Origin of the sequence: Streptomyces sp. So13.3 (assembly GCF_005860785.2) — a bacterium.
GTDB classification, from domain to species: domain Bacteria; phylum Actinomycetota; class Actinomycetes; order Streptomycetales; family Streptomycetaceae; genus Actinacidiphila; species Actinacidiphila fildesensis.
Genome location: NZ_CP048835.1, coordinates 4,181,845 through 4,207,924 on the forward strand (window position 1 = coordinate 4,181,845; position 26,080 = coordinate 4,207,924).

Annotated in this window: 18 protein-coding genes; 10 read left to right on the forward strand and 8 right to left on the reverse strand. The window is 72.4% G+C overall.

Translation table 11 applies throughout. The features are described from left to right. Positions 1-26: 26 nt before the first annotated feature. Both C8250_RS18805 and C8250_RS18810 read right to left on the reverse strand, forming a co-directional pair. The gene (locus C8250_RS18805; protein WP_138357870.1) at positions 27-3,773 is read right to left on the reverse strand and encodes a glycosyltransferase family 2 protein; all 3,747 of its coding nucleotides are present in this window, start codon (positions 3,771-3,773) and stop codon (positions 27-29) included. 233 nt (positions 3,774-4,006) lie between these two features. Further along, a complete protein-coding gene (locus C8250_RS18810; protein ID WP_093737255.1) occupies positions 4,007-4,270 on the reverse strand; it encodes a WhiB family transcriptional regulator in 264 nt (87 codons plus the stop codon). Between the two features lie 669 nt (positions 4,271-4,939). Between C8250_RS18810 and C8250_RS18815 the strand changes: the two genes are divergently transcribed. From C8250_RS18815 to C8250_RS18825, 3 genes are read left to right on the forward strand one after another with little or no spacing between them, the layout of a single operon-like run. Then, complete coding sequence (locus C8250_RS18815; protein ID WP_138357868.1) at positions 4,940-5,461, forward strand: cysteine dioxygenase family protein; 522 nt, start codon at positions 4,940-4,942, stop codon at positions 5,459-5,461. Between the two features lie 26 nt (positions 5,462-5,487). Next, positions 5,488-6,444: a 2-phospho-L-lactate transferase gene (gene cofD / locus C8250_RS18820; RefSeq protein ID WP_138357867.1), complete on the forward strand. Its 957-nt coding sequence runs from the start codon at positions 5,488-5,490 to the stop codon at positions 6,442-6,444. After that, positions 6,441-7,742, forward strand: a complete 1,302-nt coding sequence (locus C8250_RS18825) for a coenzyme F420-0:L-glutamate ligase (RefSeq protein WP_138357866.1) — start codon at positions 6,441-6,443, stop codon at positions 7,740-7,742. Before cofD ends, C8250_RS18825 begins: the two co-directional genes overlap by 4 nt. A gap of 189 nt (positions 7,743-7,931) precedes the next feature. Here the strand turns inward: C8250_RS18825 and C8250_RS18830 are convergent, their stop codons facing one another. The 3 genes from C8250_RS18830 to C8250_RS18840 all read right to left on the reverse strand — a co-directional run bounded on the left by C8250_RS18830 (position 7,932) and on the right by C8250_RS18840 (position 11,627). Next, positions 7,932-8,855 carry a DNA-3-methyladenine glycosylase 2 family protein gene (locus C8250_RS18830; protein ID WP_187144895.1) on the reverse strand — a complete coding sequence of 308 codons (924 nt, stop codon included), beginning with the start codon at positions 8,853-8,855 and terminating at the stop codon, positions 7,932-7,934. 42 nt (positions 8,856-8,897) lie between these two features. Beyond that, complete coding sequence (locus tag C8250_RS18835) at positions 8,898-9,980, reverse strand: NDP-sugar synthase (protein ID WP_138357865.1); 1,083 nt, start codon at positions 9,978-9,980, stop codon at positions 8,898-8,900. A 189-nt stretch (positions 9,981-10,169) separates the two neighbouring features. Beyond that, positions 10,170-11,627: a peptidoglycan recognition protein gene (locus C8250_RS18840; protein WP_138357864.1), complete on the reverse strand. Its 1,458-nt coding sequence runs from the start codon at positions 11,625-11,627 to the stop codon at positions 10,170-10,172. Positions 11,628-11,755: 128 nt separating this feature from the next. Here C8250_RS18840 and C8250_RS18845 point away from each other — a divergent pair, with 128 nt between their 5' ends. The 5 genes from C8250_RS18845 to C8250_RS18865 all read left to right on the forward strand — a co-directional run bounded on the left by C8250_RS18845 (position 11,756) and on the right by C8250_RS18865 (position 19,491). Then, the gene (locus C8250_RS18845) at positions 11,756-12,511 is read left to right on the forward strand and encodes a TIGR03089 family protein (RefSeq protein WP_138357863.1); all 756 of its coding nucleotides are present in this window, start codon (positions 11,756-11,758) and stop codon (positions 12,509-12,511) included. Positions 12,512-12,815: 304 nt separating this feature from the next. Then, positions 12,816-14,000, forward strand: coding sequence for an LCP family protein (locus C8250_RS18850; protein WP_232485706.1), 1,185 nt, complete (start codon positions 12,816-12,818; stop codon positions 13,998-14,000). Between the two features lie 219 nt (positions 14,001-14,219). Further along, a complete protein-coding gene (locus C8250_RS18855) occupies positions 14,220-15,893 on the forward strand; it encodes an LCP family protein (RefSeq protein WP_244809199.1) in 1,674 nt (557 codons plus the stop codon). A 92-nt stretch (positions 15,894-15,985) separates the two neighbouring features. Beyond that, entirely contained in the window at positions 15,986-17,740 is a 1,755-nt protein-coding gene (locus C8250_RS18860) for an LCP family protein (RefSeq protein ID WP_232485696.1), read from the forward strand. Between the two features lie 5 nt (positions 17,741-17,745). After that, complete coding sequence (locus C8250_RS18865) at positions 17,746-19,491, forward strand: LCP family protein (protein WP_138357859.1); 1,746 nt, start codon at positions 17,746-17,748, stop codon at positions 19,489-19,491. Between the two features lie 59 nt (positions 19,492-19,550). Here the strand turns inward: C8250_RS18865 and C8250_RS18870 are convergent, their stop codons facing one another. Then, entirely contained in the window at positions 19,551-20,582 is a 1,032-nt protein-coding gene (locus C8250_RS18870) for a glycosyltransferase family 2 protein (RefSeq protein WP_138357858.1), read from the reverse strand. Between the two features lie 248 nt (positions 20,583-20,830). Here C8250_RS18870 and C8250_RS18875 point away from each other — a divergent pair, with 248 nt between their 5' ends. Further along, on the forward strand, positions 20,831-22,231 hold the full coding sequence (locus C8250_RS18875; RefSeq protein WP_307811551.1) for an LCP family protein: 1,401 nt from the start codon (positions 20,831-20,833) through the stop codon (positions 22,229-22,231). Positions 22,232-22,304: 73 nt separating this feature from the next. Here the strand turns inward: C8250_RS18875 and C8250_RS18880 are convergent, their stop codons facing one another. Together C8250_RS18880 and C8250_RS18885 are read right to left on the reverse strand one after the other, a co-directional pair. Continuing rightward, positions 22,305-22,859 (reverse strand): acyl-CoA thioesterase, encoded by a 555-nt coding sequence (locus tag C8250_RS18880; protein WP_138356135.1) that lies wholly within the window; start codon positions 22,857-22,859, stop codon positions 22,305-22,307. Positions 22,860-22,917: 58 nt separating this feature from the next. After that, complete coding sequence (locus C8250_RS18885; RefSeq protein ID WP_138356134.1) at positions 22,918-24,150, reverse strand: cytochrome P450; 1,233 nt, start codon at positions 24,148-24,150, stop codon at positions 22,918-22,920. A 269-nt stretch (positions 24,151-24,419) separates the two neighbouring features. Here C8250_RS18885 and C8250_RS42975 point away from each other — a divergent pair, with 269 nt between their 5' ends. Then, entirely contained in the window at positions 24,420-26,024 is a 1,605-nt protein-coding gene (locus C8250_RS42975; RefSeq protein WP_198358425.1) for a hypothetical protein, read from the forward strand. Positions 26,025-26,080: the final 56 nt, after the last annotated feature.

Here is a 26,080-nt window from a genome sequence, read left to right on the forward strand (position 1 = left end):
GCTTCGGTGCCGCCGGGTCACGGTGCTCAGGGCTGCCGGCTGCCCCCGTCGCGGTGCTGGTCGCCGTCGGTGTAGTACCCGTTGCCGTCGTCGTCCTGCCGGTACGGGTCGTAGGCCGGCGGCGGCTGCTGGCCGTAGGTGTACGGATCGGCGTAGCCGCCGTTGTTCTGGTCGTAGCCGCCGTTCTGGTTCTGCTGCTGGCCGTAGCCGTTGTTCTGCTGGTCGTAGCCGCTGTTCTGGTCGTAGCCGCCGGGGTCCGCGGGGGCGGCGTACTGGTAGCCGTCCCACTGCCGGCCGTACGGATCCTGTTGCGGGACGGCGGCGTACGGGTCGCCGCCCGGGTCGACCGGTTCGGGCGCCGCGTACGGGTCGTACTGGTCCGGGATCGCCGCAGCCGGGGATTCGGCCGGGGCCGTCCCGTCCGGGTCGCTCCCGTCGTCGGGGCCCGCCACGGCGGCGGCCTCGGCGTCCGCGGCGGCCTGAAGGCGGCGGGCGCGCCGGCCCTCGCCGGACGCCTGCGCCGGGATCCCGGAGGCGGACATGTCCGCGGCGACCGCTTCCTGCTCCGGCAGGTCGTCGTCGATCTGCCGGCGGCGGCCGGGCAGCGCCAGGACGACCACCACGAGCAGGAGGAAGCCCTGCGCCCACAGCCAGCCGGTGTGGGTGACCGGGTCCTGGTACGTGACGTCGAGCCGGCCGCCGTCCGTGGGCAGTTCGAAGCCCTGCGCCCACTCGTCGACCTTGGTGGCCTTGAGCGGCCGGCCGTCGAGGGTCGCCTGCCAGCCGGCGGAGGCCGCGTCGGCGAGGCGCAGGACGCGTCCCGCGCCGCCGGCCGGGATCTTGGCGTGCGCCTCGACCCGCCAGGCCGGGACGGGCACCGGCGGTGCGTCCTTGCTGACGATGGCCATCCGGGACACGGCGGTGTCGACGCGCCACAGGGCGCTGCCGTCGGCCTGGCTGACGCGCGTCAGGCCCGGGGTGCTGTCGAGCACTCGGCCCATCTCGCGCGGGGCGCCGGGCTGTACGAGGACGTAGCGGACGGCGTAGCCGGTGAGGCGGGTCGCCTGGTCGGCGCCGGAGCCTGCCACGAGGTTGGCGACAGTGTCGTCCAGGCGGCTGTCGTGGCCCGCCTCGGCGGCGAGCTCCGCGTCGCCCAGCCGCGCGCCGGCGCCACGGACCAGGACGTACGAGACGCCCGTCGGCTTGCCGTCGAGCACCAGGGTGCGGGCCTGGTCGCTGCTGCTGCTCTCCTCCGCGACGAACGCGGGGACCTGCACCGGGTCATGGCGCTTGAGCGGTCCGTTGGCGCCGTCCGAGACCCAGGTGAAGGCGGCCAGCAGCGGAGCCGCGGCGGCGGCCAGGGCGATCAGCGCTGCGACGGGCTGCCGCCAGCCGAAGCCCTTGGCGGCGATGCGGTCCTTGGCGCCCTCGGCGCCGATCGCGGCGGCCGACAGCAGCGCGAGGCCGTAGACGAGGGTGGCGGGGCCGGCCCACGCCTCGCCGTTCTCCAGGATGGCGAAGAGCAGTCCGGTCAGCGCGACCGCCCAGGCGGTGAGGACCGCCAGCCGGCGTTCGGAGCGCATCAGGGCGGCGAGCGCGGCCAGGACGAGGCCGATGAGCAGCAGTCCGCCGGAGCCGTTCGGCCCGCCGGGGCTGATCATCAGCAGGTCGACGGCGGAGGCGGCCTTGATGCCGTAGGGCAGGCCGGCCTCATGCAGGAAGCGTCCGGGGTGCGTGAGCAGCGACAGCGACCAGGGCGCGAGGAGGACGACCGGGGTGACGATCAGCGCCGCGAAGCGCAGCAGGTGCGGAACGAGCAGCCGCTGTTGGCCGCTCACCACGCGCAGCGCGAGCACTCCCGCGCACAGCACCAGGGCGACCGGCCAGACGAGCGGGGTGAACGCGGTCGTGAAGGTGAGCATCAGGGCGAGTGCCCAGGTGGCGCGCCAGCTGGGCCGGGCGCCGCGCTCGATGGCGCCGTGGGTCAGCTGCAGTCCGGCGGTGGCGATCGCGGTGCGGGCCATCAGCGGCAGCAGGATCGCGAGGACCGCGGTGCCGATCCGGCCGCCGGCCAGCGCTCCGGTGGCGGCGGGCAGGAACGCGTAGGCGACGCTGGCCCAGGCGCGCAGCAGGCGGGACTCGACCAGCGGCCGGGACGCGAAGTACGCGGTGACGCCGGCCAGCGGGACGGAGGCGACCAGCAGCACCGTCAGGGTGAGCCCGGTGCTGCCGAACAGGATGGTCGAGAAGAGCGCCAGGACCGCGAGGTAGGGCGGGGCGGGCTGGGTGCCGCCGGTGCCCAGGGCGTGCCAGGCACCGCTGTACGAGGCCCAGAGGTCGGAGGCGCCGGGGGCGGCGGGCAGCAGTGCGCCGCCGAGCAGCGAGCCGGAGCCGAGCAGCGAGCGGCAGGCGGCCAGCGAGACGAGCAGCAGTACGGCGAAGAGCATCGGTCCCGGTTTGCGGGCGATGCGCTTGAGCCGGGCGAACTGCTCGACCTCGATGTACTCGCCGTCCTCGTCGCCGGGCCCGGACTCGATGCCGCCGCCGTGCCGGCCGGCGGCCGCGGCCGCGGCCTCGGTGCGTCCGGAGAAGTTGCTGACGACCTGGTCGACGGTGGCCCGCACGGTCGCGCCCGGCGGTGGGAAGAGCGGCCGCAGTTCGGACGGCGGGACGGCGCCCTGGCCGCGGCGGCGGCGCGCGCCGAGCACCCGGCCGGGGCGCACCAGTACGCGCAGCAGCCCGACGATCTCGTCGACGGCCTGTACCGGCACCTTGCCGACGAGGTAGGCGAGCGTGCGCAGCAGGGTGCCGAGGACGATCCGCAGCATCACGTAGGGCAGCAGCGGACCGCGGGTGTTGGCCAGCAGCGTGTAGACGGCGCCGGCCTTGTCGACACGGTGCGGGTTGACGGCGGAGCGGCCGGCGCAGTCCACCGGGCGGCGTTCGCGGGAGGCTGCCTCGGCATGCCGCATCACGGCGTCCGGGGCGACCAGGACGGTGTGGCCGGCGGCCTGGGCGCGCCAGCAGAAGTCGACGTCGTCACGCATGAGCGGCACATGGCGGTCGAAGCCGCCGAGCTCGTCCCACACGTCCCGGCGGACCAGCATGCCGGCGCTGGACACGGACAGGACCTGACGGATCTGGTCGTGCTGTCCCTGGTCCTGCTCGCGGCGTTCCAGCCCGGTCCAGCGGCGGCCGCTGCGGGCGATGCTGACCCCGACCTCCAGCAGCTGCCGGGCGTCGTACCAGCTGAGCAGCTTGGGGCCGATGACCGCCGCGGAGGGCGAGGAGTCGGCGGTGCGCAGCAGGGCGGCCAGCGCGCCGGGTTCCGGCTCGCAGTCGTCGTGCAGCAGCCAGAGCCATTCGACCGGCTCGCCGTGCGGGTGGTCGGGCTCGTCGTACGCGTCGTCGTTCCAGCTGCGGCTGACGGGGTCCCATCCGCTGGCGCGCTGGAGATAGGGCAGCTGCTCGGCGGTGAGCCGGCCGGCGGCGCGGGCCGCCTCGTCCACGGCCGCGCCGAAGCTGGTGCGGCGGGCGAGGTGGAGCACCCGCTGGGCACCGAGGGAGCCGGCGAGGAGCTGGGCGGATTCGTCGGCGCTGCCGGTGTCGGCCGCGATGACGTCCTGGACCGGACGGTCCTGGGCAAGGAGGCCCGAGAGCGCGTTGGGCAGCCACCGGGCACCGTCGTGCGCGACGAGCACGGCGGTGACGACATGGCGCGGCAACTCTGGGGCGGCCGGGAAAAAGGCCGACGCTTGGCTGTTCACGGACATCCGGTTCGGGCCCCGGTTCGCTGGACTGCGGTGGACGCTGTGACCACTGGGGTCGACGGCGCGCCTCGGACGGGCCCCCACACTAACGGCTCACGCCCCCGGCCCTTCCCGGCGCCTGTGGATAACTGCCGGTACACCGCTGCGGGACACCGCAACCGGACACAACAACGGCCCGCCTCCCGGCGGATGAGACCGGGAGGCGGGCCGTGCGAACCCTGTGCGGTGGGCGGGTCTCAGACCACGCCCTTCTTGAGACGTCGTCGTTCGCGTTCCGACAGTCCGCCCCAGATTCCGAAGCGTTCGTCGTTGGCGAGTGCGTAGTCGAGGCAGTCGGAGCGGACTTCGCAGGCGAGACAGACCTTTTTCGCCTCGCGAGTGGATCCGCCCTTTTCGGGGAAGAACGATTCGGGATCGGTCTGCGCACACAGCGCGCGCTCCTGCCACCCGAGTTCCTCGTCAGCCTCCTCGGCCAGCAGAAGCTGGAACTGCTCGGTCATGCGCGCCCCTCGTCTGTCTTTGCTTCCCCGTGATGTTGCCGTTACCAGTAGCGGCTGAACGACACGAGTGAAATTACAAGTGTGCCGATACGGGCCAGTCAAGCCGAGATCTGCTATTGGGTCCGTTATTCACTCCGCTGAACCAAGGGTTGGCAGAAAGTGTGGAAATCATCCCAAACGCCAGCATCTGTCAACCCTGCTCCAGTTGATCCACCGTGATCCACTGGCCGCACCTCGTCAGACGTCGCAGCGCCTGGCCACGTTCCGCCTCGCGGAATGAAGCGTTGTGGATCACAATCCGGCCACGGGGTCGCGGCGGCGCCGAGAAGGACGACGCTCCCATGTGCGGTTGCTGCGCCACCTATCCGCACATCTCTCCGCACAAACCTTTCACCACCCCGCTCGACCGGTTCAGGTGAAAGATTTCCGACATAACGGACAAGAGGTTGACAAGCCGTCCCAGAGACCGGTCTCCTATACCCATGCCAGCAGTGACCCATGCGCCCTTCCGGACTCGCCGTCGCGAGTCCCACCGCGCTGTGCCGGTCCGCTGTCGCCGTTCCTGTTGTTGCCGCTGAGTCCTGATTCCTGGACCACTGAGCGCTCGCTTCTGATCGCTCGGTGTCGCGTCCGCCGCCCTCCGCAGCTTCCGGCAAGGAACCTCCGCACATGTACAGCGATGTCTCGATCGCCGGCGACCCGCTCGCCCTCCCCCACCTGCTTCCCCCGGTGCCCCAGCACCCCAGCACCGTCGCCGAGTTCGCCGGCCTGGCCCGTTCCATCGCGGCCGACCGCGCCCGGTGGGCGCCGCTGGTCCGCTACGACGCCACCACGCGCTGGTACGCCCGGCTGCAGACCGGCCCCGGCTACGAGGTGTGGCTGCTCAGCTGGGTACCCGGGCAGAGCAGCGGGCTGCACGACCACGGCCGCTCCTCCGGTGTGCTCACCGTCCTGCAGGGCGAGCTGACCGAGCGCGCGCTGTCCGCCGGCTCGGGCGAGGTCCGGCGCACCCTGGTGCCGGGCGGCCAGCGCACCTTCGCGCCCGGCTACCTCCACGAGGTCGTCAACGACTCCCTGGAACCGGCCGTCAGCCTGCACGTCTACTTCCCCGGCCTCACCGAGATGACCCCCTACGCCGCCTGCACCGCGCCCTCCGCGCAGGAGCCGGCGCAGGAGTCCGTGCGGGGCTGACGGACCGGGCTGACAGACTGTCCCCCATGCGAATCGTGGTATTGGCCGGCGGCATCGGGGGGGCCCGTTTCCTGCGCGGCCTCAAAGCAGCGGCACCGGATGCGGAGATCACCGTCATCGGCAACACCGGTGACGACATCCACCTGTTCGGACTCAAGGTCTGTCCCGACCTCGACACCGTGATGTACACCCTCGGCGGCGGCATCCACGAGGAACAGGGCTGGGGCCGGTCCGACGAGACCTTCACCGTCAAGGCCGAACTCGCGGCGTACGGCGTGGGACCGGAGTGGTTCGGGCTCGGCGACCGCGACTTCGCGACCCACATCGTGCGGACCCAGATGATCGGAGCGGGATACCCGCTCAGCGCCGTCACCGAGGCGCTGTGCGAGCGCTGGCAGCCGGGCGTCCGGCTCATCCCGATGTCGGACGACCGCGTCGAGACCCATGTCCTCGTGGATGTCGACGGCGAGCGCAAGGCCGTGCACTTCCAGGAGTACTGGGTGCGGCTGCACGCCTCCGTCGAGGCGCACGCCGTGGTGCCGGTCGGCGCGGAACAGGCGAAGCCGGCCCCCGGTGTCCTGGAGGCCATCGCGGAAGCGGACGTGATCGTCTTCCCACCGTCCAACCCCGTCGTCAGCGTCGGCACCATCCTGGCCGTGCCGGGCATCCGCGAGGCCATCGCCGAGGCGGGCGTCCCGGTCGTCGGGCTGTCGCCCATCGTCGGTGACGCCCCGGTGCGCGGTATGGCGGACAAGGTCCTGGAGGCCGTCGGGGTCGAGACGACCGCCGCCGCGGTCGCCGCCCACTACGGGTCCGGGCTGCTCGACGGCTGGCTCGTCGACACCGTGGACGCGGCGGCGGTCGAGGGGATCGAGTCGGCGGGCATCCGCTGCCGGGCCGTGCCGCTGATGATGACCGACCTCGAGGCCACCACCGCCATGGCGCGCGAAGCGCTGGCGCTGGCGGAGGAGGTCCGCACGTGACGGCTCAGTCCTTCCAGGTGCTGGCCGTCTCCGGGATTCCCGAGGTGCAGCCCGGCGACGACCTCGCCAAGCTGATAGCCGCCGCGGATCCGGCGCTCGCCGACGGCGACGTACTGCTGGTGACGTCGAAGATCGTCAGCAAGGCCGAGGGCCGGATCATCCGCGCCGACGACCGCGAGGCCGCGATCGACGCCGAGATGGTGCGGCTGGTCGCGCGGCGCGGGCCCACCCGGATCGTCGAGACCCGGCACGGCTTCGTCATGGCCGCGGCCGGCGTCGACGCCTCCAACACCGCGCCCGGGACCGTACTGCTGCTCCCCGAGGACCCGGACGCGTCCGCCCGCGGGATCCGGGAGGGGCTGCGCGCGGCGCTCGGCGTCGAGGTCGCGGTCGTGGTCACCGACACCTTCGGACGGCCGTGGCGCGAGGGGCTCACCGACGTCGCCATCGGCGCCGCCGGGCTGCGCGTCCTGGAGGACCTGCGCGGCGGCACCGACTCGCACGGCAACGCGCTGAGCATGACGGTGACCGCCACCGGGGACGAACTCGCCGCCGCCGGGGACCTCGTCAAGGGCAAGGCGGCCGGACTGCCGGTCGCTGTCGTCCGCGGCCTCGGCCACCTGGTGACGGCGGACGACGGCCCGGGCGCCCGCGCCCTCGTACGGGACGCCGGCGCGGACATGTTCCGGCTCGGCACGTCGGAGGCCATCCGCGAGGCCGTCGCGGCCCGCCGCACGGTCCGGGACTTCACCGCGGAGCCGGTGGACGGCTCCGCGGTCCGCCGCGCCGTCGCCCTGGCCGTCACCGCACCCGCCCCGCACCACACGACGCCCTGGCGGTTCGTCCTCCTGGAGTCCGAGGAGTCCAGGACACGACTGCTCGACGCCATGCGGGACGCCTGGGAGGCGGACCTCCGGGCCGACGGCTTCCCCGAGGAGAACATCACCCGCCGGCTGCGACGCGGTGACGTACTGCGGCGCGCGCCCTATCTGATCGTGCCGTGCCTCGTCGCCGACGGCGCCCACGCGTACCCGGACGCGCGGCGGGCGGGCGCGGAACGCGAGATGTTCGTCGTCGCGGTCGGCGCCGCCGTCCAGAACCTGCTGGTCGCCCTGGCGGGCGAGCAGCTCGGCTCCGCGTGGGTCTCCTCGACGATGTTCTGCCGCGATGTCGTCCGGGACGTCCTCGGACTGCCGGCCGACTGGGACCCGATGGGCGCGGTAGCCGTCGGCCACGCGTCGGCTGCGCCGAAGGCGCGGCCGGAGCGGACCGCGGAGGCGTTCATCTCGGTCCGCTGACCACACGGTGGCCGGACCCCAGCAAGAAGCCCACCCGCACGGGGTGGGTGGAGCGAAGGGGGCCGGGTCCGCAGGGGTGGGGTTTCGAAATGCTGCCGAGCTATTTGTGGGCCGCCAGGCCCTAAATAGTCGATTTCGAAGCCCCACCCCGGAGGACCCGGCCCCCGACCCACCGACGGCGCGGCCCGCTCAGATCCGGCTGATGTCCTTCGGGGCATAGCGCGGCGCACGCCGCGGTGGCACCCGGCCGCTGAGCAGGATCAGCCGCGCCGCCCTGTGCCGCTGGCCCTCGTACGGGGCCAGCAGGGCACACATCGCGGCGTCGTCGGTGCGGTGCGCTCCCGTCAGGGCGAAGCCGATGATGTTCGGCAGGTGCAGGTCGCCGACCGTCAGTGCGTCCGGGTCCCCGTTGCTGCGCTGCAGCGTCTCGGCGGCGGTCCAGGGGCCGATGCCCGGGATCACCGTCAGCCGGGCGGTGGCCGCCGCCAGGTCCATCGCGGCGGCCTCCTCCATCCGGGCGGCCACCCGGACCGCGCGCAGGATCGTCGAGGACCGCTTGTTGTCGACCCCGGCGCGGTGCCATTCCCAGGACGGGATGAGGGACCACTGGCGCGGGGCGGGCATGACGTACATGCCGCCGTCGGGGCCGCCGGTGGCCGGGCCGGGGGCCGGTTCGCCGTGCCGGCGCAGGAGCAGCCGCCAGGCGCGGTACGCCTCGTCGGACGTGACCTTCTGTTCCAGGATCGCGGGGATCAGCGATTCGAGGACGAGGCCGGTCCGGGTCAGCCGCAGGCCCGGGTTCCGCCGGTGCGCCTCGTGCACGACGCGGTGGCGCGGGGTGAACGGCGTCGGGTCGTCGCCTGCGCCGAGCAGCGCGGGCAGCGCCTCCAGGAGCCAGTCCGCGCCATCGCCCCAGGCCTGCGCCTTTACGGTGCCGTCGGCCGCGGTGATCCGCAGGGTGCCGGGGCCCTGCGGGGTGCGGGCCGCCCGCCAGACGGCGCCGTCGGGCGTCATCCGGAACGCCGGATCGCCCGGGCCGCGGCCCAGCGGGTCCAGCGTCAGGCGGAGGTCGGGCCGGCCCTCGGGGGTCCAGCTGCGGATACTCGTACGCACCCGACCGAGCGTAGCCGCCCCCTCGGACAGGCCCGTCCGCCGCTACTGGTCGGACGAGAAGCGGAGCGAGGCCGCCGGGATCCGGGCGGAGCACCAGACGCGGACGCCGTGCAGCAGTTCGTTGTCCGCGCCGACGGTGGCGCCGTCGCCGATGACCGCGCCGTCCAGCACGGTGCGGGCACCGATGGTGGCGCCGGTGCCGATGAGGGAGTCGCGGATGACCGCGCCGTCCTCGACGACCGCGCCGTCCAGGACGAGGCTGCCGTCGATGCGGGCGTCGCAACCGATCCGGGCTCCGGCGCCGATGGAGGTGCCGCCGGTGAGCTTGGTGCCCTCACCGACGACCGCGCCCTCCAGGACGAGCCGCTCGCCCCGGCGGCCGGGGACGGCCGGCGACGGTGCGCGGCCGAGGACGAGGTCGGCGGAGCCGCGGACGAACGCCTGCGGGGTGCCGAGGTCGAGCCAGTACGTGGAGTCGACCATGCCCTGCAGATGCGCGCCGGCCGCCAGCAGGCCGGGGAACGTCTCCCGTTCGACCGAGACCGGCCGGCCGGCCGGGATGCTGTCGATCACCGAGCGGTTGAACACGTACGCGCCCGCGTTGATCTGGTCCGTGACGATCTCCTCGGGGGTCTGCGGCTTCTCGAGGAAGGCCGTGACGCGCCCGGAGGGGTCGGTGGGGACGAGGCCGAAAGCGCGCGGGTCCGCGACCTTGGTCAGGTGCAGCGAGACGTCGGCGCCGGTGGTGCGGTGGTTCTCGACGAGGGCGCGGATGTCGAGCCCGGTGAGGATGTCGCCGTTGAAGATGAGGACCGGCTCGCCGGGGGCGGACCGGAGCCGGGACGCGACGTTGCGGATGGCACCGCCGGTGCCGAGCGGTTCGTCCTCGGTGACGTACTCCAGGTGCAGGCCGAGCGCGGAGCCGTCGCCGAAGTGCGGTTCGAAGACCTCGGCGAGGTAGGACGTGGCGAGCACGATGTGCTCGACGCCGGCCGCGCGGGCGCGGGCGAGCTGGTGGGTCAGGAACGGCACACCGGCCGCCGGGACCATGGGCTTGGGCGTGTGCACCGTCAGCGGGCGCAGTCTCGTGCCCTTGCCGCCGACCAAGAGGATCGCTTCAGTCACCTGGGTTCGTCTCTGCTTCCTGGTGGGCGGGCCGGTGGGCGGCAATCTTAGGCAGATGAAGGGATGAGCTGACCACTCGCACCGCCGGGCACGCGGAACCCCGCGCTCCACGACCCCGGGGCGCACGAGTTCCGCGGCCCCGGGACACAGTGGTCGCCGGGGCCGCGGAAGGGAGGGGCGGACGGGGGGTCAGCGGCCCTGCAGATCGGCTGCCGTCTTACGGGCGCTGCCGAGTTGGCCGTAGAGCTTGGTGCCCGGGCACTCGGTGGCGAAGCCGTCGCGGTGCCCGGAGATGACGTTGAGCTTGACGCTGGTGCCCTTCGCGTACAGGTTGGCGCCACCGGACGTGAGGTGCGTGGTGCCGGTCGGGTTGCCTCCGTGCAGACCGAGCTTCCAGGCGGCGAGCTGGGACACCGCCTTCACGGCCGCGGCGGGGGCCGAGCTGGAGGTGAACGTGCCGAGCACCGCGACGCCCGCGCTGTCGGTGTTGAAGCCCATGGTGTGAGCGCCCATGACCGGCTTGGCGACGCCGCCCGCGCGGCCCTCGTAGATGTTTCCGCACTTGTCGACGAGGAAGTTGTAGCCGATGTCCCGCCAGCCGCTGCTCTCCACGTGGTAGCGGTAGATGCTGCGGATGAGGGCGGGCGCCCCCGAGCAGGTGTAGTCGTTGCCGGTGGCGGTGTGGTGGACGAAGACCACCTTCACCGTGTTGGTGTAGACGAAGCCCGCTTCACGCAGCTTCTCGTCGGCGCCCCAGCCGGCCCGGGTGACGATCCGGGGACGTGCGCCGACGTAGGGCGCGCCGGCCGCCGTGGCCGCGGTCTCCTCCTTGGTGAGCGCGGGGAGCTCGGTGACCGGAGCGGCGCCGGGGGCCGACTCCACACCGCGGTCGTCCAGGACCGGGGTGGTGGCGGGAGTGGTGGCGGGAGTGGTGGCCGGAGTGGTGGCCGGAGTGGTGGCCGGAGTGGTGGCCGGAGTGGTGGCCGGAGTGGTGGCCGGTGCGCTCGGATCGGTGACGGGGGCGCTCGGCGCGGTGGCCGGGGTGGCCGGGACCGCCGGAGTGGCAGGGGTGACCGGGCCGTCGTCGCCCGGGTCGACCATCTCCAGGCGCAGTCCGCCGGGCAGTGGCACCACCTTGGCGGCGGAACCGGCGCCGCGGTCACCACCGGCGGCCGGCCGCACGCGGACCTGGACACCGTCCGAGGCGCCGACCCACAGCGGGGCGGTGGCGCCGCGGCCGGTCCGGCCGTCCTGATCGGGGGCGTCGTCGTTGTGCGCCTGGACGTCCCGCCAGCCCGACCAGGTGCCGGTGCCGGCCGCCCGGGTGCGGACCTGGACGGCGGCGTCGAGATCGGCCGCCGGGTTGTCCCACGTGACGCCGAGCAGGGAGAACGGGGCGACCTGACGGGCGGACAGACCCTGCTCGGCGGGGGCGCCGGGCGCACGGTCGGTTCCATGGGTGACGGTGGGGGCGGAGAGCGGCACCAGCGGAAGGTTGCGGGTGCTGCCCGGGAGTTGGGAGGCCGTCGGGTGGGCCGGCCGCGCGGAACGCCCACTGTGTGCGGCGGCGCCCGTGGGAACGGCGAACGGAAGCGCCAGCGCGGCCGTGCACGCGACGCCGATGGTGGTGGCTAGGAATGCACGCATAGGACAGATCGTTACATAAGCCTCATATATGTCCAGTCGAGATCTGACGGACAGTCCGCCGGAACGACCCTCCGCCCTCGCCCGTCCGGGCGAGGGCCGCCGGCCCGGCGGCGGGTAGCCTGAGCCGGGTGACCGCTACCGCCAACACCCCCGCCGGCCTGCTGGATTACGCCCTCCGGACGGAGCCCGCCCGCCCGCTGGTGACCTTCTACGACGACGCCACCGGCGAACGCGTCGAACTCTCCGTGGCCACGTTCGGCAATTGGGTGGCGAAGACCGCCAACCTGATCCAGGACGACCTCGGCGCGCAGCCCGGTGACCGGCTCGCGCTGCTGCTGCCCGCGCACTGGCAGACCGCGGTCTGGCTGCTCGCCTGTTTCTCCACCGGAGTGGTCGTCGTCCCCGGCGGCGATCCGGCCGCCGCCGACCTGGTGGTCAGCGGACCTGAGACGCTCGATGCCGCCCTGGCCTGCGACGGCGAGCGGGTCGCGCTCGCGCTGCGCCCGCTCGGCGGCCGCTTCCTGCAGCCGCCGGCCGGCTTCGCCGACTACGCGGTCGAGGTGCCCAGCCAGGGCGACCGCTTCGCGCCCTACGCCCCGGTCGGCCCGGACGCACCCGCGCTCCAGCTCCCGGACGGCTCGGTACTGACAGCCGCCGAGGTGGTCGGACGGGCCCGCGAGAGCGCCGCCGGGCTGGGCCTCGGCCAGGGCTCCCGGCTGCTCTCCGGCCGGTCCTTCGACGACTGGGACGGGCTGGCCGCCGGCCTGCTGGCACCGCTGGCCGCGGACGGCTCGGTCGTCCTGTGCCGGCACCTCGACCGGCTGCCCGCCGACCAGCTGGCACAACGGGAGAAGAGCGAGCGCGTCACCCACACGGCCCAATAGCGACCCCCTCCCCCGGGCCCGCCGCGCCGTCCTGGGGGATGCTGGGTTGATCACCGACCAAGGGAAGAGCGAAGTCACGCAACCATGAACGGGAATCGGCTGTCTGAACGGGTGCCGGTCGGGCCTTTCCGCCCGAGGGGTCCGGCACCGAGTGACTCACCGAGGGATGGGCGCAGACGTGACCACGCAAGGAGGCACGCCCGCCCCGCCGCCGGAACCGGAGGACGTGTCGCCTGCCGGGGACGGCGCCGAGGGCGCTGACACCCCGCCCGCCGCACCCGCGGCGCGCAAGGGGCGTCGCTGGCTGCGTGTGCTCGGCCTCTCCACCGTCCTCCTGCTGCTCGCGGGCACCGGGACCGCCTGGTACCTGTACCAGCAGCTCGACGGCAACATCAAGACCGACTTCAGGACCGCCAACGAGCTGGAGCGCATCCAGGCGGAACGGCCCACCCCCGGTCCGACCTCGGCCGAGAACATCCTGCTCATCGGGTCGGACAACCGCGGCAACGGCAACACCGAGTACGGCAAGGACAGCGGCACCCAGCGCTCGGACACCACGATCCTGCTGCACCTGTCCGCCGACCGCAGCAGCGCCACCGCGGTCAGCATCCCGCGCGATCTGATGGCCCATGTGCCCAGTTGCACACAGGCGAACGGAACCATGACCCAGGAGAAGTACGTCCAGTTCAACTGGGCGTTCCAATTCGGTGGGGCGGCCTGCACGATCCGTACCGTCGAGCGGATGACGGGTATCCGCATCGACCACCACCTGATCGTGGACTTCAGCGGCTTCAAGAAGATGGTCGACGCGGTGGACGGAGTGGAGGTGTGCGTGCCGAAGGCGATCCGCGACCCGGAGGCGCATCTGAACCTCCCGGCCGGGAAGCAGACGCTCTACGGCGAGCAGGCGCTGGGCTATGTGCGCGCCAGGTACAGCATCGGCGACGGCAGCGACACCCAGCGGATGAACCGCCAGCAGGACTTCCTGGCCTCGCTGGTGAACAAGATCCGCAGCGACGGTGTGCTGCTCAACCCGACCAAGCTGTACCCGCTGCTCTCGGCGGCGACGTCGTCGCTGACCGCGGACCCGGGCCTGGATTCGCTGGGCGAGCTGTACGACCTCGTCCGCAGCCTGGAGAACACCCCGACCAGTGCGGTGCGCTTCCTGACGGCGCCGCGCCAGCCGTACATCAACAACAACGACCGGGACGAACTCATCCAGCCCGAGGCGGATCAGCTCTTCGCCACGCTCCGCGCGGACAAGCCGGTCGGGGTCTCGGGGACGACGGACGGGACGCCGAAGCCGACGGCGCCGGCGACCACCGCACCCGCGACCGCCGGACCCACGGCGGTCGCCGAACCCACGGCCACCGGCAGCGGGGAGGACGGCAAGTCGCGGGGTACGAAACCGACTCCGGTGCCGAGTGGGGGCGAACCGACGTTTCCGGGCACGACGGCCGACCAAGACATCTGTGGTAAAGCGCAATAAAAGGTATGACCAACAGGCCGGTTGGATTGGATGGTTTGTCCAGTTGTAGGGGAGTGGAATTTGTCACGCACGTGACTAGACGCTGAAGTGTGGGGCTAGTGTGAGCGATCCGGCCGGACCCGGAGGATGGTCAACCGGCCCGCATTCACACGGAAGACCAGAAGATCGAGCGCCCAGGGGGCAGGCGCCGCGTGGCACCGACGGAGGACCCGAGCAACCGTGGACACGCAAGGCCACAGGAACATCGACCCGGCAGACCAGTGGGTCCTTGATCCGGAGACGGGCAGCTACGTGCTGCGGATAGACCCCGAACAGCCTCCGTCACCGAGCGTGTCCGCACAGGGCGGCAGGCGTGAGCGCCGCGAGCAGCAGGGCACCCGCAGCACCCCGTCGAACCCCTCGGACGCACCGAACCGGGCGAGCCGTCGCAAGGGCAAGCCCCGGAAGTCCCGCAAGAAGAAGGCCCTCGTCTGGACCGCGGCCACGGTCGGCTTCGTGCTGGTCGCCGGCTCCATCGGCGGCTATCTGGTCTACCAGCACTTCAACAACAACATCACCACCGTCGACGTCGGCGACGCGGGCAACAAGAACGTCACCGCCGACGGTCCGGTGAACATCCTCGTGATCGGCACCGACAGCCGTGAGGGGCTCGGCAAGGAGTACGGCGACGCGGGCAGCGTCGGCCATGCCGACACCACGATCCTGTTCCATGTCTCCAAGGACCGCACCAACGCGACCGCGTTGAGCATTCCGCGCGACCTGATCACGGACATTCCGGACTGCCCGACGAAGCAGAAGGACGGCTCGACGAAGGTCGTCGCCGGGGAGCAGAAGGTCCGGTTCAACACCAGTCTCGGCCAGGAGGGCCGCGACCCGGGGTGCACCATGCGCGCCGTGAAGGCGCTGACCGGGGTGAGCGTCGACCACTTCATGATGGCCAACTTCACCGCGGTCAAGGACCTGTCGACCGCGGTCGGCGGCGTCGACATCTGCCTGGCCAAGCCGATCAAGGACCCCAAGTCCCACCTCGACCTCGGCAAGGGCCACCACAAGGTGTCGGGCGACGACGCGCTCGCGTTCGTCCGGACCCGGCACGCGGTCGGCTTCGGCGGCGACCTGGACCGCATCAAGCTCCAGCAGCAGTTCCTGGGCTCGATGATCCGTCAGATGAAGTCCGGTGACACCCTCACCAGCCCCAGCAAGCTGTGGAAGCTGGCGAACGCGGCCACCAAGGCGCTCACCGTCGACAGTGCCATCGGCAGCATCTCGAAACTGTCCGACCTCGCGAAGGACCTCAGCGCGGTCGACACCAAGAACATCACCTTCGCCACCGTCCCGGTCATCGACAACCCGGCGGACGGCAAGGTCCACAAGACGGTCATCCTCGACCCGACCAAGGCCCAGCAGGTCTTCTCGATGGTGAAGAGCGACATCTCGCTGACCGCGGTGGCCAAGAAGCCGGGCACCCCGGACGCCTCCAAGGCCCCGGACAAACTGTCCGGCTCCAAGGCCCCCGCGTCACAGGTTCGCGTCAAGGTGTTCAACGGCAGTGGCGTGACCGGGGCCGCACAGGACACCATCAACTGGCTGCAGAACAACAAGGCCGTCAACCGCTCCACCAACGGCGGCAACGCCCCGGCCGGAACGGCTGCGACGACCACGCTCGTCTACGCGCCGAACCAGGCCGACCAGGCGCGCGCCCTGGCCGCGATGATGGGGCTGCCGGCGTCCGCGCTGCAGCCGGGGACGGTCGACGCGGCGGCCAAGGCCAACATGACGCTCACCCTTGGCAAGGACTTCAAGGGCGCGGGAACACCGATAGCCGCGCCGACTTCGGCGCCGGAGGGAATTCAGAAGGTCGTGGCGGACGACAAGAGCGTCTGCGCGAAATGACGTATCCAGGGGGGGCCATGCGGGACAGCGGTGTACGGGGCGGTGGGGCGCGAGACGCCCAGGGACCGGGAGATCCCGGTTGGGACGAGAGCTTGTACCAGGACCAGGACCAGGACCAGGACCGGGACCAGGGCGGGGGCCAGGGCTGGGACGGATCCGGTGACGGCACCGCCTCGCGTACGGGCTCCCATCCGAGCCCCGGCGCGGGCACCGTCACGGGCGCCGTCACCGACCCGTCGCTGGTCGGCGCCGGCACGGCCTCGGTACCCGGGCAGCGGAACGGCGGTACCGGCGGGGGCGGCGGCCACCGCCGCGCCGGGGGCCGGCGGCAGCCGCGCAGCCGGAAGAGCCGGATATTCCGCTGGGTGGCGGGCACGCTCTCGCTGCTCATCCTCGCCGGCGCCGGCGCGGGATACGCGTACTACGAATACCTCGCCGGGAAGATCCGCACCGGTGACCTGAACAACGGCAAGAGCGATGTGGCGCCGTCCAAGGCGAACGCCGACGGCGACACACCGCTGAACGTCCTGGTGCTCGGCTCCGACGCCCGCGACTCCGAGGCCAACAAGGATCTGGGCGGCGCGCGCGACACGGCGGGCGAACCGCCCCGCGCCGACGTCATCATGCTGCTCCACATATCCGCCGACCGCAGCAACATGTCGGTGGTCAGCATTCCCCGCGACACCCGGATGCCCATCCCCGAGTGCACGGACACCGCCACCGGCAAGGTGTTCAAGGCGACCGAGAACGACATCATCAACGAGTCGCTGGGCCGCGGTGGCGCGGGCTGCACGCGCGCGGCGATCCAGAACCTGACCGGCGTCTACATCGACCACTGGATGACCGTCGACTTCGCCGGTGTGGTGAAGATGGCCGACGCCGTCGGCGATGTCGAGGTCTGCGTCAAGCAGAACATCTGGGACCATCCGACCCCGGCCCAGAAGGGCGGCTCCGGTCTGAAGATGAAGGCCGGCACCTGGCCGGTCAAGGGCCAGCAGGCGCTGCAGTGGCTGCGCACCCGGCACGCCTTCGGTGACGACGCGGGCCGCGCCAAGGCGCAGCACATGTACCTCAACTCGATGATGCGCAATCTGCAGAGCCAGAGCCTGTTCACCAACCCGGCGCGCCTCAACAACCTGGCGACGAAGGCGATGGAGGCGTTCCGGGTCTCGAAGGAGATCGGCACGCCGAAGAAGCTCTACGACCTCGGTATGGAGCTCAAGAGCGTGCCGGCGAACCGGATGACGATGCTGACGATGCCGCACCTCGCCGACCCGCTGAACCCCGACGCCCACTACATCCCGGCCAAGGCGGACGCGGCGAAGATCTGGACGCTGCTGCGCAACGACGTCGCCATGGACGCCAACGGCACCGCCGCGAACACCCCGAAGCCGGCTCCGACCAAGTCGGGCCCCGCCGCCGCGGCCCCGGCCACCATCGCGGTCAGCGTCGTGAACGGCACCGCGGGCGACAAGAACGGCTCGGCCGTCGAGAACCGCGCGTCCAACGTCTCCAAGGCGCTGGTCACGGGCGGCTTCACGAAGGCGAAGGCCAGTCAGTCCGCGAAGCCCAGCAAGGGTACGGTCGTCAACTACCCGACGAGCGCCGGTGAGCAGGGCAGGGCAGACGCCCTGGCCGTCGCCACCGCCCTGAAGATCCCGGCCGCCGCGGTGAAGGCCTCGGCCGATGTGACGGCCGTCACCGTGATCATCGGTGCGGACTGGACCTCGGGCACCGACTACGGCAAGACGGCTCCGGGCGCCGGCTCCGTCCCGACCAACGCGGACGCGCTGAACGGCACCGACAAGGGCTGCATGGACGTCTACAAGCCCTACCAGTGGAAGTAGAGGACGTGGAGCACCGGCGAACCAGAGGCACGGCGACGCGGAACGGCGTTCCCGCGCAGAACAGCCCCTCCGAACTGGGCTGGGACGACAGTCTGTACGGGTCCGACGCCGGCGGGGCCGGCGCGGATCCGTACGCGGACGCACCGTCGCGGACTCCTGGCTCGCCGTCCGCAGAAACGTCTCGGCAGGCAGCGGGCAGCGGCCACCGCCGGGGTGGCTCCCGGTCCCGCAAGGCGCCGCGGAGCCGCCGGCGCCGGGCCCTGCGCTGGATCGGGATCGGCACCGCCGTGGCGGTCCTCGGCACGGCCGGCGCGGGCTGGGCGTACTACGAGCACCTCAACGCGAACATCAAGAAGGACGAGCTCAACCTCAGCGACGCGAAGCTCTCCAAGCCGCAGGCCAACGCCGAGGGCCAGACGCCGCTCAACATCCTGCTGATGGGCTCCGACAGCCGGAACTCCGACGAGAACGTCAAGCTCGGCGGCGCCGCGGACACCCGGGGCGAGAAGCCCCGTGCCGACGTCCAGATGCTGCTGCACCTGTCGGCCGACCGCAGCAACATGACGGTCATCAGCATCCCGCGCGACACCCGGGTGGCCATCCCCAAGTGCACCGACCCGCACGACGGCACGGTCTACAAGAAGTCCGAGGACATCATCAACGCCAGCCTCACGCACGGCGGTCCGGGCTGCACGGTCGCCACGTGGGAGGAGATGACCGGCATCTCCATCGACCACTTCATGATGGTCGACTTCGCCGGAGTGGTGAAGATGGCCGACGCCATCGGCGGGGTCCCGGTCTGCGTCGACAAGAACATCTACGACAAGCAGTCCGGGCTGAAGCTCAAGGCCGGCACCACGACCATCAAGGACGAGCAGGCCCTGCAGTGGCTGCGCACCCGGCACGGCTTCGAGGACGGCACCGACCTCGGCCGTACGCACGCGCAGCACATGTACATGAACTCGATGATCCGCGAGCTCAAGAAGGGCGCGAAGCTCACCGACCCCGGTCAGCTCACCGGCCTCGCCGAGGCGGCGACCAAGTCGGTCACCGTCGACACCGGCCTCGGCACCGTCAAGAAGCTGTACGACCTGGGCAACGAGCTGAAGAAGGTGCCCGCCGACCGGATCACCATGACCACGATGCCGTGGGACTGGGACCCGAAGAACAAGGCGCACGTCATCCCGAAGCCGGGTGACGCCGACAAGCTCTTCGCACTGGTGCGCGCGGACAACCCGGTCGACGGCAAGGCCAAGGCGCCGACGCCCGGGGCGGCCGCCACCGTGACCGCGTCGCCCGCCGACCCGGCGGCGCCCAAGGGCGAGATCGACGTCACCGTGCGGAACGGCACCGCCACCGCGTCCCAGGCGGCGGTGAGCGGTCGCGCCAAGACCATCGTGGGCCGGCTCAGCACCCTCGGCTTCACCCGGGCCGCCTCCGACACCACTCCGCAGCCGCAGACCGACACCACGCTCAGCTACCCGAGCGCCGCCCTGAAGGGCGACGCCCAGGCGGTGGCCAAGGCACTGGGGCTGCCGGACAGCGCGGTACGGAGCTCCAAGAGCGTGACCAAGGTGACGGTGGTCGTCGGCTCCGACTGGCGTACGGGCACCACGTACCCGAAGACGGCGGGCGGTTCGGGCTCCGGAGCGCCGGACAAGGCGCCGTCCACCTCGTCCGCGCTCAACGGCGCCGACACCTCGGCGTGCATGAAGGTGAACACGTACCCGGGCGCCCACTACGTCTGGTAGCCGGCACCCGGACATGGCGCCGGCCCGGACCGACAGCGGTCCGGGCCGGCGCGGTGGGTTCAGACGCCGGCCGTCGTCACACTGGGACGCCGGCTGGCGATGACCTTGTTCGCCAGGGAACGCGGGCTGGTGAGGAAGCCCCAGCCCCAGCACATGTGCATGGTCGCGAGCGCGACCGGGATCCGCACCCGGGCCCCGAACGACAGGCCCTTGCCCGCCGGGACCGAGCCGAGCCCGATGGCGGCGAGGTACCCGGCCGGGACCACGAAACCCCACGGGGTGACGGCCGCGCCCACCACGATGCCCGCCGCGATGCCGAGCACGGCCGCCGGGGGCGCGAGGTAGCGCACGTTGACCGAGCCGCGGTGGTAGCGGGCGACGACATGACGCCAGCGGCCGTAGTTCTTGTACTGCTTCGCCAGCTCGCGCACGTTCGGCCGGGGCCGGTAGGAGACGCGCAGCTCGGGCGAGAACCAGATGAGGTGGCCGGCCTCACGGATCCGGTAGTTCAGCTCCCAGTCCTGGGCGCGGATGAACTCCTCGTTGTAGCCGCCCTGCTGCTCCAGCACCTCACGGCGGAAGACACCGAGGTAGACGGTGTCGGCCGGGGCCGCGACACCACCGGTGTGGAAGGCCGCGTTGCCGACGCCGACCTTGGACGTCATGGCGGCGGCCACCGCGTCCTCCCAGGCGTTCTCGCCCTCGGCGTGCATGATGCCGCCGACGTTGGCCGCGCCGGTCTCGGCCAGCAGCCGCACGGCGGTGGCGATGTAGTCCGGCGAGAGCATCCCGTGCCCGTCGACACGGACCACGACCGGGTGCCGGGACGCCTTGATCGCGGCGTTCAGCGCGGCCGGGGTGCGGCCGGTGGGGTTGGGCACGGTGTGGACCCGCGGGTCCTCCGCGACCAGCTCGGCGGCGATCTCGTCCGTACGGTCCCCGGAGGGACCGAGCGCGATGACGACCTCGAGCTCACCTGGGTAGTCCTGCTCCAGGGTGTGCCGGACGGAGTCGCGCAGGTGACGTTCCTCGTTGAGCACCGGCATGATCACGGAGACAGCGGGGGCGGCGGGGTCGTTGGCAGCGTTCATCGCGGGAAACGTTACCGCGAATGGGGGACCCCAGCGTGTGGGGGGCTTTGAATACTGTCCGTTTTGTCTAGCCTGACCGGGTCCCCTGTCTCCCGCGGAGGTGCGCCCCGATGACGGTTCCACCCGCTCGCCCGCCCGCCACCCCGCCCCGCAGGCCCCGTCCACCGGTCAATTCCGCCCGGCGGCCGGGACCGCGGCAGGCCCCGCGGTCCGGCAGACAGCCCGGCGGACGGTCCGGCAGACGGCCGGTGCGCTGGAGCACCCGGATCGCCGGCGGGCTGGCTCTGGCGATCATCACGACCAGCGGCGTCGGCCACGCCGTGGTCAGCGGAGTGGGCGACAGCATCGACCGGGTGGACGCGTTCGGCGGGATGCGGGACCGCCCCGGCAGCACCAAGGGCATCAACTTCCTGCTGGTCGGCACCGACGGGCGGGACGGGCTGAAACCGGCCGACAAGGAGCGCTACCACCTCGGCGGAGCGCCCTGCCACTGCACCGACACGATCATGCTGGTGCATCTGTCGGAGGACCGCTCCCGGGTGAGCGTCGTCAGCATCCCGCGCGACAGCTACGTCATGCTGCCGCCGCACGACGACGCGGTGAGCGGCGCCAAACACGTCAGCCACGCCGCGAAGATCAACGCGGCCTACGCGGACGGCGGCCCCCGGCTCACCGTCGCCACCGTCGAGAAGATGACGGGGGTGCACATCGACCACTACCTGGAGATCGACTTCATCAGCTTCATGAAGACGGTGGACGTCCTCGGCGGTGTCCAGGTCTGCACGGTCCGCCCGCTGAAGGACTCGTACACCGGCCTCGACCTGCCGGTCGGCACCTCCCAGCTGAACGGCGGCGCGGCCCTGCAGTACGTCCGCTCCCGCCACCTCGACGGCGCCTCCGACCTGGGCCGGATGCAGCGCCAGCAGCGCTTCCTCGCCCAGATCATCCACCGGATCACCAGCGGCGGACTGCTCACCGACCCGGTCAAGCTCAGCCGGATCGCCTCGACGGTGCTCGGGTCGGTCCGCGCCGACCAGGACCTCAAGCCGAAGGACCTGATCTCGCTGGCCCAGGGCCTGCGCGGGTTCACCCCGGGCTCCTCGGAGTTCACCTCGGTGCCGATCGGCAACGTGGGCTACCAGGTCAAGGGCATCGGCTCGACGGTGAAGTGGGACGACGCCAAGGCCGGCAAGCTCTGGGCGGCGATCCGCGCGGACCAGCCGCTGGCCGTCCGCCTCCCGGCCGACGCCAAGCGCCGGCAATCGTCGAAGGTCCAGGTGGACGTCGATCCGCACTCGATCCGGGTCCACGTCGACAACGGGACGGCCGTCACCGGCCTCGGCGACCGGGCGGACAAGGCGCTGCGCGCCACCGGCTTCGCCACCACGGGCTCCCCCGGCAACGCGACCGTGCACAACGTGCCGCGCACCGTCATCCGCTTCGACCCCCGCTGGGACCGTTCGGCGAGGTCCCTGGCGGCCGCGCTGCCGGGCGCGGAGCTGGTGCCGGCCGTCGGGCAGGGACCGCTGATGAAGGTGACCATCGGCGCCGGGTACAAGGGCGTCACGGCGATCCGGGCGCAGGATCCGGCACCGGCCACGGGCGGCGCGGCGGGTGCGGTGACCGGCGACCAGGTGGTGTGCGCCTGAGCCGCCGGGCCATGGGAGGCCTTTAGGGCGTGTTGCGAAAGTCCCGCCTGGCCCACGACGCCTGGCACGCGCCCTAGTCGTCGAATCCTTCGGCGGCGCGCTTCTCGCGGAGCTCCTTGATGGCCTCGCGGCGGGCGAGCCGGTGCATCCGGCGGATCTGCGCCTCCTGGTACCGCCGCTTGTCCGTCTCGGTCTCCGGGATCACCGGCGGGACCGGCCGGGTCCTGCCGTTCTCGTCGACCGCGGCGAACACGAGGTAGGCGCTGCCGACCTGGGTCGCGGGGGTGGACTCGTTCCACCGCTCGGCCATGACGCGCACACCGATCTCCATGGAGGAGCGCCCGGTCCAGTTGCACTGGGCGCGCACATGGACGAGGTCACCCACCCGGACCGGCTCCAGGAAGACCATCTCGTCCATCGACGCGGTGACCGCCGGGCCGCCCGAGTGCCGGCCGGCGACGGCGCCCGCCGCGTCGTCGACGAGTTTCATGATCACGCCACCATGGACGGTGCCGAGCAGATTGGTGTCGTGCGCCGTCATGATGTGCGACAGCGTCGTGCGGGCTGCCGCGGTCGGCTTGCCCGGAAGCCCGGCTTCCGGGGTACTGCCGGCGAGATCGGTGGTCATGCGTCCACCATAAGCCGGGCCCCGGACGCGCTCCTCCCGGGCACACCCCTCCCCCGCGCTACCCCGGGAGCCGCACCGGGAGCTCGCGCAGACTGTTGACCAGGATCGACGGGTTGTTGGCGAGCTGGTCCTCGGGCACGGCCAGTGCGAGGCCGGGGAAACGGTCGAAGAGCGCGGGCAGCGCGACCAGGGCCTCCAGCCTGCCGAGGGGGGCGCCGGGGCAGACGTGCGGGCCGTAGCCGAACGAGAGGTGCCGGGCGGCGTCGCGGGTGATGTCGAACTCCTCGGCGGTCGGCCCGTGCTGCACCTCGTCCCGGCCGATCGCGCCGTAGGAGATCATCACCGCGTCGCCCTCCTTGATGACCACTCCGCCGACCGGGATGTCCTCGGTGGCGTAGCGGAACAGGAAGTTGGTGGTCGGCGGCGACCAGCGCAGCGTCTCCTCGACGACCGCCGTCCAGGGGACGGTTCCCGAGCGCACGAGCGCCAGCTGGTCGGGGTGGGTGAGCAGCCCGCGGACGGCGCTGACCATCAGGTTGATGGTGGTCTCGTGGCCTGCGGCGATCATGACCAGGAGGGTGCCGACCAGCTCCTCGTCGGACAGCCGGTCGCCGCCCTCGGTGGCGGCGAGCAGTGCGCTGGTGAGGTCGTCGCCCGGCCGCCGCTTCTTCTCCGCCACGACGCTCGCGAAGAACGCGAACAGCTCGGCCATCGCCGCCCGCACCTCGTCGGCGGGGGTGACGCTGCTGAAGAAGGTGTCGTACAGCTCGCGCAGCCGGGTGTGCTCGGTGGCCTCGACGCCCATCAGCTCGCTGATGACGCGCATCGGCAGCTTGAACGCGAACACGGCCTTGAAGTCGACGACGGCGCCGCCCGCGCCGGCCGCCTCGAACTCGTCGAGGATCGTGCGGGTGATCTCCTCGATCCGCGGTCGCAGCCGCTCCATCCGGCGCGGGGTGAGCGCCTGGGCGGTGAGCAGCCGCTGCCGCTTGTGGTCGTCGCCGTCGGCGGTGACCATGCTCGTGCCGGGGGCGACCAGACCGATCAGCGGCCACGTCGTGGGGATCTCCCCACGGGTCCAGGCACCCCAGCGGTTGATGTCCTTCACCAGGCGCGCGTCGGTGAGCAGTCGGCGGGCTTCGGCGTGGCGCGTGACGGCCCAGCACTCGACTCCGCCCGGCACCTCGATCGCGACCACGGGCCCGGCCTGCCGTAGCCGGGCACCCTCCCCGACAAGATCACGTACGAGCGGGTCGAGGGCGATGCGACTGTGGTCGACGGGGCAGGTCATGGTTGCCTCCAAGGGGATGGCAGAAGCTGACCGTTCCGGCGGCCCCATTGTCAATAACCGTTCAGCGAACGGCATTTGGTGCCATCGACCGCTGGCACTCCAGGCCCCCCGGAAGCCGGGCCTCCAGGCCCGGATCAGGGCCTCGCGGCGCGGTCGGAACGCCCGTGTAGCTTCGCTGTAGCCTCACCGCGCCAACGAACTTTCACAGCCGGTCATTTGACGGCGCTACAGTGCGGCATCCGAAAGCCGAGGACGGGGAGGGGGACCGCATGCCGGGGAACCGCGCGGTGACCGACGGGGAGCAGCCCTTGGGCCACCCGTTGAGCTGTATACGCGCGGAGCGCGGCTGGACGTACCAGGACGTGGTCGACATCGTGGCCCGCCGGGTCGGCAACATGTCCGCGCGCCGGGAGAAGGCGTGGCGCTGGGAGCACCGCGGCGTCGTCCCCGACCTGGAGACCCAGCAGGCCCTCGCCAGCGAACTCGGCGTTCCGCACACCCTGTTGTCCTCCTCCCCGTGGCCGGCCTGGCTGCCAGTGGGCGACCGTCCTGCGGCGCGCGTCGCCTGGACGCCGCAGGACTGCGTGGCCGCGCTCGACGCGACGGCCGGCACCGCGCTGCACGACCGGCGCGGGTTCGTGGTCGCGGGCGCGGGCAGCGCCGCGGCGGCGGCCCAGCGGTGGCTCGCGCTCGCGCCCCTGTCGTGGCCCCGGCCCGCAACCGTGCCGGCAGCGGCGACCGTGGCCGCGCCCGCGCCGTTGCTCGTCCCCGTATCAGGACCCGCCCCGGTTCTGGTCCCCGCTCCGGTGCCGGCCTCCGTCCCGGTGCCGGCCTCCGTGCCGTCGCAGCGCACGGGTCCGGCCGCCGTGCCCGACGCTCCCGCCGCCCCCGTTCCGCCCGCGCTGCTCGCCGCGCTCGCCGCGCTGGAGGAGCGGGTCCCGGCGCTGCGCCGGATGGAGGCCGCGCTCGGCGGCGGGCCGGTCCGCGCGGTGGCCGACGCCGAGCTGCGCCTCGTCACCGATCTGCTGGCCAAGGGGCCCGCCGCACGGCCGGGACCGGCCGCCGCGGAGCTCCCGGCGCGGCGGCTGTTCGCGCTCGCGGGCGAGCTGGCGTGCCTCGCCGGCCGCGCCTGTTTCGACACCGGTCACGAGGCCGCGGCCGAGCGGTACTTCAGCGCCGCGCTCTCGGCCGCGCACGCGGCAGCCGACCGGCCGCTCGGAGCACGGGTCCTCGCCGCCATGAGCCTGCAGTGCCTGAGCGCCGGGCGCCCGCAGGAGGCGCTGGCCGTGGCGCGGGCCGCCCGTGCGGGCCTCGCCAGGGAAGCGGCGGGCGACGGCCGCGCCGCCGCCCCGGCCGTGACCACCGCCACAGTCACCGAAGAGCCCGCCGGCTCCGTACGTCACTCCTCGGCGCTGCTCATGGCCCGGCAGGCCCGGGCCCACGCCGTACTGGGACAGGCCGACGTGTGCCAGCGGCTGCTCGCCGCGGCGGGCGCCATCCTGACCCCGGACGCCCGGAGCAGCGCCGACCACCGTGCCGACTACTGCGCGGAGGCCGCGGCCTGCGAGCTGGCGCTGGGCCGCCCCGCCGCCGCCGACCACTGGCTCCGGCGGACCCTCGCCGCGCTGCCCGAGGGCCGGGCCCGCGACCGGGCCGGCACCCTCGTCCTGCGGGCCGTGGCCGCGCTCGACCAGGGGGCCGCGGACCGGGCGCGGGGGCTGGCCGGCGACGCCGGACGGGCGGTCGAGGGCATCGACTCCCCCCGGGTGCACCGGGCCCTGGTGGCGCTGTGGGAGCGGCTGCACGGCCGTCCCGAGCGGCACGGCGGTGGCCGGGAGACCCCTGGCCGGGACTTCGCGATGACCGCCCTGTGACAACCCGGGGGAAATGCATCGGGTCTGCCACAGAACCGCCTGTGATTGCCGGAGTG

Coding starts and splice junctions, on each gene's coding strand:
- C8250_RS18805 (WP_138357870.1), bottom strand. CDS start 3,773: ATGTCCGTGAACAGCCAAGCGTCGGCCTTTTTCCCGGCCGCCCCAGAG.
- C8250_RS18810 (WP_093737255.1), bottom strand. CDS start 4,270: ATGACCGAGCAGTTCCAGCTTCTGCTGGCCGAGGAGGCTGACGAGGAA.
- C8250_RS18815 (WP_138357868.1), top strand. CDS start 4,940: ATGTACAGCGATGTCTCGATCGCCGGCGACCCGCTCGCCCTCCCCCAC.
- cofD (WP_138357867.1), top strand. CDS start 5,488: ATGCGAATCGTGGTATTGGCCGGCGGCATCGGGGGGGCCCGTTTCCTG.
- C8250_RS18840 (WP_138357864.1), bottom strand. CDS start 11,627: ATGCGTGCATTCCTAGCCACCACCATCGGCGTCGCGTGCACGGCCGCG.
- C8250_RS18870 (WP_138357858.1), bottom strand. CDS start 20,582: ATGAACGCTGCCAACGACCCCGCCGCCCCCGCTGTCTCCGTGATCATG.
- C8250_RS18880 (WP_138356135.1), bottom strand. CDS start 22,859: ATGACCACCGATCTCGCCGGCAGTACCCCGGAAGCCGGGCTTCCGGGC.
- C8250_RS18885 (WP_138356134.1), bottom strand. CDS start 24,150: ATGACCTGCCCCGTCGACCACAGTCGCATCGCCCTCGACCCGCTCGTA.
- C8250_RS42975 (WP_198358425.1), top strand. CDS start 24,420: ATGCCGGGGAACCGCGCGGTGACCGACGGGGAGCAGCCCTTGGGCCAC.